This window comes from Pseudoalteromonas porphyrae, from assembly GCF_001298125.1.
Classification (GTDB): Bacteria; Pseudomonadota; Gammaproteobacteria; order Enterobacterales; family Alteromonadaceae; genus Pseudoalteromonas; species Pseudoalteromonas neustonica.
Map to the genome: position 1 here is coordinate 1 of NZ_LHPH01000057.1, position 1,575 is coordinate 1,575.

Here is a 1,575-nt window from a genome sequence, read left to right on the forward strand (position 1 = left end):
GCGCGAAACAGGTCTGTGGTTTGAGTCAACCAAAGGCGTCCCTCAAGGTGGGCGCGCGAAACAGGTCTGTGGTTTGAGTCAACCAAAGGCGTCCCTCAAGGTGGGCCATTATCCCCTTTACTTTCCAATATTTTACTCGATGAATTAGATAAGAAGCTAACCTACAAACGCCTTAAGTTTGCACGTTACGCTGATGACATAATCATTTTAGTAAAAACGAAAAGCGAAGGGCTAATAATCCAACGGGAAATTACTGCGTTCATCACTAAGCGATTAAAGCTCAAAGTGAACGAATCGAAAAGTCGAGTCGGTCCAGTAACAGGCTCGAAATTTCTCGGGTTTACCTTTCGTTACGGTCAAGTGCAAATTCACGAACAGGCGCTAAAGAAATTTAAAGCAAGTGTCAGGGAACTCACTAACCGCAACTGGGGGATCTCAATGACCCTACAAATTCATAAACTCACACAGTATTTACGTGGCTGGGGACACTACTACCTAATAGCCAACGCTTATCAACTAACAGTGGATTTAGATCATTGGATCCGCCGTAGGATAAGAATGTGCTACTGGCGGCAGTGGCGCTCTTTATTAAGGAATAGCCCGCACTAAAGTACGCAGTTTAATGAAATTGGGTGTTAGCGAGCGACTCGCCATAGCCTGTGGTATCACCAGTAAAGGCCCTTGTAGAAGCTCAAAAACAAAAGGAATTAACATTGCGCTAGGCAATAACTACTTAGCGTCACAAGGGTTAGTGTCATTGAGAGATATTTGGATCAATATTCATTACGGGAGATGAACCGCCCATTGCGGACCCGCATGATGGGTGGTGTGGGGGCTGGAGGTTAGAGACCTCCGGCTACCCGATTATGTGGCTTCACTTTGACATTGATTGTTTAAATGTTTTTAAGTTATTTGCAATCTTAATTGCCGCTTTAGGAGACATACCGATAGTTGGAATATAGAACACTTCCTCTTTATCGTTTATCACTAAAAGCTCACCACCACCATTACCACCAAAAGTAATAAACTCAGGAGCAAACTCACAAAGTTGATAATCTTGATTTATTTCTTCTAACTCGTCTGGCTGCCAAAGAACATACCATTCAGGCTCTAAAGTTAACTCGCCTTCGATGTAGCCTTCCGCTATCCATTCAGCCAACACTTGTTTTAGTTTTGAAATCATAGTTAGCGATAACCCTTGCCACATAACACTTTAGTATTTATGCAACACGCAGTTTGTGTTGCATAATCGCTTGTTGGACTGAGGCGCTACCTGCTCGGTGTATAGAGTTGGTGTTGTTTATGCTATGGGAATTTGCTTTTTAGAGGCTCTAGCTAAATCAGCTAATTTAATAAGATTACCTATTATAATTTAAGCTTTCCCTGCATTGCTCAGCGTTTATTATCTATTCATTAAACCTAATGTTTAACCGTTAAGCAAGGATATTTTTCTCACGCACAGCCGCGACTAGCCTGAACAGTTAAGCAGGTTAACTCATTGATTTGATGCAGCAAGCAAGGCTGCTAACTCGTTCGCGCTATTTTATTTGTCGCCATATCTAAATTCATCACACC

Annotated in this window: 1 protein-coding gene and 1 pseudogene; one reads left to right on the forward strand and one right to left on the reverse strand. The window is 42.3% G+C overall.

The window, feature by feature from the left end; all coding sequences use genetic code 11:
• Positions 1-54 precede the first annotated feature (54 nt).
• Positions 55-796 (forward strand): annotated as a pseudogene (locus ADS77_RS21060) (reverse transcriptase domain-containing protein); the annotation flags it as partial.
• Between the two features lie 78 nt (positions 797-874).
• On the opposite strand, the gene ADS77_RS21065 reads toward ADS77_RS21060, so the two are convergent.
• Positions 875-1,183: a hypothetical protein gene (locus ADS77_RS21065; protein ID WP_054456193.1), complete on the reverse strand. Its 309-nt coding sequence runs from the start codon at positions 1,181-1,183 to the stop codon at positions 875-877.
• Positions 1,184-1,575 lie beyond the last annotated feature (392 nt).